This is a genomic window from Pseudomonas sp. NPDC087817, from assembly GCF_044742875.1.
Taxonomy (GTDB): domain Bacteria; phylum Pseudomonadota; class Gammaproteobacteria; order Pseudomonadales; family Pseudomonadaceae; genus Aquipseudomonas.
Genome location: NZ_JBIUVJ010000140.1, coordinates 1 through 3,655 on the forward strand (window position 1 = coordinate 1; position 3,655 = coordinate 3,655).

Genomic DNA, 3,655 nt, shown 5'->3' on the forward strand with positions numbered 1-3,655 from the left:
AATCAGAATACGTCAAACCACAAATACATCACTTACTTAACTTGGCAATAAACCTATTTACGAGATAGGTGAGGATATTTTGCGTCGTCGAATTCACCTCATCGTCATTAAGAGTGCGCGATGGATGCTGCCAGGTCAAGCCAACTGCAAGGCTTTTTCTATCAGGATCAATGCCTTTACCCTGATAAACGTCAAACAGCCTTAGATCTGTGAGCCATTCGCCTGCATTTTCACGGATTACGTCCAATACAGCCGAGGCTGCAACGTCTTTGTGCGCGATCAGTGCAAGATCACGACGCACTTCAGGAAAGCGCGACAACTCGTGGAATTTCGGCATTTTACCGAGTGCCACTTCCGCCAGAACCAGCTCGAAAACAAAGACTGGACGATCCAGACCCAAAGCTTTCGACAGTTCCGGGTGAATGGCGCCGATGAAGCCGACTTCACGCCCTTCGCGCTCAATGCGTGCAGTTTGACCCGGGTGCAGCGCCGGGTGTTTGCCCGGTGCGAAAGTGAACGAGTCCAGCGCACCGGCAAAACCCAGTACAGCTTCTACGTCAGCTTTGACGTCGAAGAAGTCCACAGTATCGCGACCCTGCGCCCAGCCTTCCGGCAGACGGCTACCGCAGACAACACCGGACAGCATCGGCTCTTGCTTCAGACCTTCCAGTTGACCAACGAAGCGCAGACCGCTTTCGAACAGACGCACGCGATCCTGCTGACGGTTCAAGTTGTGCTGCAACGCCTTGACCAGACCCGGCCACAACGACGAACGCATGGCGGCCATATCATTAGAGATCGGATTGGCCAGCAACAGCGGCTCGACGCCCGGATTGAACAGCTCGAACTGCTTTGGATCGATGAAGCTGTAAGTGATCGCTTCCTGATAACCGCGCGCCACCAGCAGACGGCGTAGCTCCGGCAGATCGCTACGCGCTTCAGCCTTGGCTTGTGGCGCCAGACGCGCTTGCGGGTAACGAACCGGCAGACGGTTGTAGCCGTACAGGCGAGCCAGCTCTTCGATCAGATCGACTTCCAGACTGATGTCGAAGCGATGGCTTGGCACTTCTACGCGCCACTGGCCTGCACCATCGGCGGAAATGTTCAGACCCAAGGCGCTGAGCAGACGCTCGACCTGTGCTGAATCCATTTCCATGCCGAGCATCTGAGTAATGCGCTGGGCACGCAGGGTGATCGGCGCGATCGACGGCAGATGTTGCTCGCTGACGGTCTCGATGATCGGGCCGGCTTCGCCGCCAGTGATTTCCAGCAGCAGGCCGGTAGCGCGCTCCATAGCTTCACGGGCCAGCTGCCAATCCACACCACGCTCGTAACGGTGCGAAGCATCGGTATGCAGGCCGTAGGAACGAGCTTTGCCCGCGACCGCGATCTGATCGAAGAACGCACTTTCCAGGAATACATCGCGAGTGGTCGCGGACACGCCGCTGTGCTCGCCACCCATCACACCGGCAATCGCCAGAGCGCGGGTGTGGTCAGCGATCACCAGCGTATCGCTACGCAGGCTGACTTCCTGACCGTCGAGCAGAACCAGTTTCTCGCCCTCTTCCGCCATGCGCACACGGATACCGCCATTGATTTCGGCAAGATCGAAAGCGTGCAGCGGCTGACCCAGTTCGAGCATCACGTAGTTGGTGATGTCGACGGCAGCGTCGATGCTGCGCACTTCAGCACGGCGCAGACGCTCAACCATCCACAGCGGCGTAGGTTTGGACAGGTCAACGTTGCGGATGACACGACCCAGGTAACGTGGGCATGCCGCTGGCGCCAGCACCTCCACCGAACGCACTTCATCGTGCACAGCGGGAATACTCATCACCACCGGACGGGTGACCGGAACGGCGTACAGTGCGCCGACTTCACGAGCCAAGCCGGCCAGGGACAGGCAGTCGCCACGGTTCGGGGTCAGGTCGACCTCGATGCTGGCGTCTTCCAGATCGAGATATACGCGGAAATCTTCGCCCACCGGCGCATCGGCCGGCAGCTCCATCAGACCGTCGTTGCCTTCACCGACTTGCAGCTCGGCTTGCGAGCAAAGCATGCCGTTGGACTCAACGCCGCGCAGCTTGGCCTTCTTGATCTTGAAGTCGCCTGGCAACTCGGCACCGATCATGGCGAACGGAATCTTCAGGCCCGGACGCACGTTTGGCGCACCGCATACGACCTGGAAGGTTTCCGCACCATTACTGACCTGGCACACGCGCAACTTGTCAGCGTCAGGGTGTTGCTCGGTGCTCAGCACCTCGCCCACCACCACGCCACTGAATACACCGGCGGCCGGCGTAACGCTATCGACCTCAAGACCGGCCATCGACAGACGAGCAACCAGCTCGTCGCGATCTACCTGCGGGCTAACCCAGCCACGCAGCCATTGTTCACTGAATTTCATCCTGCTCTCCTAAGAATTCGTTACGACTAGCGAAATTGCGCGAGGAACCGCAAGTCGTTGTCGAAGAACAGACGCAAGTCGTTCACGCCGTAACGGAGCATGGCCAGACGCTCGACGCCCATACCGAAAGCAAAGCCGGAGAACTCTTCCGGATCGATGCCGGACATGCGCAGCACGTTCGGGTGAACCATGCCGCAGCCCATCACTTCCAGCCAGCCGGTCTGCTTGCAGACGCGGCAGCCTTTACCGCTACACATCACGCATTCCATATCGACTTCAGCGGATGGCTCGGTGAACGGGAAGTACGAAGGACGGAAACGTACGGCCAGTTCTTTCTCGAAGAACACCCGCAGGAACTCTTCGATGGTGCCTTTGAGATCGGCAAAATTGATGTCGCGATCGACCAGCAGGCCTTCGACCTGGTGGAACATCGGCGAGTGGGTGATATCGGAGTCGCTACGGTACACACGGCCTGGGCAGACGATGCGGATTGGTGGCTGCTTCGATTCCATGGTGCGGACCTGTACCGGCGAGGTATGGGTGCGCAGCAGCATGTTGGCGTTGAAATAAAAGGTGTCATGCATCGACCGGGCCGGGTGATGGCCTGGGATGTTGAGCGCTTCAAAGTTGTGATAGTCGTCTTCGACCTCAGGACCTTCGGCGATGCCGTAGCCAATGCGAGTGAAGAACTGTTCAACACGCTCCAGAGTCCGGGTCACCGGATGCAGACCACCGGAGGTCTGACCACGGCCCGGCAACGTCACATCAATGGACTCGGCAGACAGTTTGGCAGCCAGTTCGGCTTCTTCAAACAGGGCCATGCGCGCATTGAGAACGCCTGTTACACGTTCCTTGGCAACGTTGATCAGGGCGCCAACTTGCGGACGCTCTTCTGCCGGCAAATTCCCCAGGGTCTTCATCACCTGAGTCAATTCGCCCTTTTTGCCAAGGTATTGAACCCGGATTTGCTCCAGGGCATTGATATCTTCAGCGCTTTGCACAGCCTCTAGAGCTTGAGAGACCAGCGCGTCCAGGTTTTCCATGTACAGACTCCAGATACAAAATAGGGGAAGAGCTTGAAGGCTCTTCCCCTATTTAAGACGTTTACCACCTGGCCCCACGGAAGTGAGACCGGGTGATTGTCGGGGGTACTTAAGCCAAGGTGGCTTTAGCTTTCTCGACAATCGCAGCAAACACCGCTTTTTCGTTCACTGCCAGATCAGCCAGAACCTTACGGTCGATCTCGAT

Annotated in this window: 2 protein-coding genes and 1 pseudogene; all 3 read right to left on the reverse strand. The window is 57.7% G+C overall.

The features are described from left to right. Nucleotides 1-28: 28 nt before the first annotated feature. A complete protein-coding gene (gene pheT, locus ACIONG_RS30030) occupies nucleotides 29-2,407 on the reverse strand; it encodes a phenylalanine--tRNA ligase subunit beta (protein WP_401304610.1) in 2,379 nt (792 codons plus the stop codon). Nucleotides 2,408-2,433: 26 nt separating this feature from the next. Next, nucleotides 2,434-3,450 carry a phenylalanine--tRNA ligase subunit alpha gene (gene pheS, locus ACIONG_RS30035; RefSeq protein WP_003226365.1) on the reverse strand — a complete coding sequence of 339 codons (1,017 nt, stop codon included), beginning with the start codon at nucleotides 3,448-3,450 and terminating at the stop codon, nucleotides 2,434-2,436. Nucleotides 3,451-3,559: 109 nt separating this feature from the next. Further along, nucleotides 3,560-3,655: pseudogene (gene rplT / locus ACIONG_RS30040) on the reverse strand (50S ribosomal protein L20); the annotation flags it as partial.

Bases quoted from the DNA above. Each gene is read 5' to 3' on its own strand.
- pheT (WP_401304610.1), bottom strand. From the start codon at position 2,407: ATGAAATTCAGTGAACAATGGCTGCGTGGCTGGGTTAGCCCGCAGGTA.
- pheS (WP_003226365.1), bottom strand. From the start codon at position 3,450: ATGGAAAACCTGGACGCGCTGGTCTCTCAAGCTCTAGAGGCTGTGCAA.